1 protein-coding gene is annotated in these 358 nt (G+C 47.2%); it reads left to right on the top strand.

Going from position 1 to position 358, the window contains the following annotated elements:
* Positions 1-358, top strand: a 358-nt coding sequence (locus IM793_RS24720; RefSeq protein WP_193426183.1) for an Ig-like domain-containing protein, incomplete at both ends; no start/stop codon positions are given.

Here is a 358-nt window from a genome sequence, read left to right as displayed (position 1 = left end):
AGTTGACTCGCAGCGTCCTTCCGTTGTGATTACGAGCACTGCGGGTGCATCCGGCGGATCAACCAGCACTTCTCCAATTCCATTTACAGTTACTTTTTCGGAGACCGTAACAGGATTTGTAGCAGGAGATATTACACCAGGAAATGCCACCATCAGTGGGTTTTCAGGTAGCGGAACTACTTACACTTTTAATGCCACGCCAACAGCAAATGGTGCAGTAACGATAAATGTTTCGGCCAATATAGCACAGGATGCTGCAGGCAATAGCAACACAGCTGCAAGTCCGTTTTCGATTACCTATGGACAGATAGTAACAGCAACTCCAACAGTAGCCAATCCAGCCGATGGCAGTTTAATC

This window comes from Pedobacter sp. MR2016-19, from assembly GCF_014947265.1.
Lineage (GTDB): Bacteria > Bacteroidota > Bacteroidia > Sphingobacteriales > Sphingobacteriaceae > Pedobacter.
This window is presented reverse-complemented; position numbering and strand designations above follow the sequence as displayed.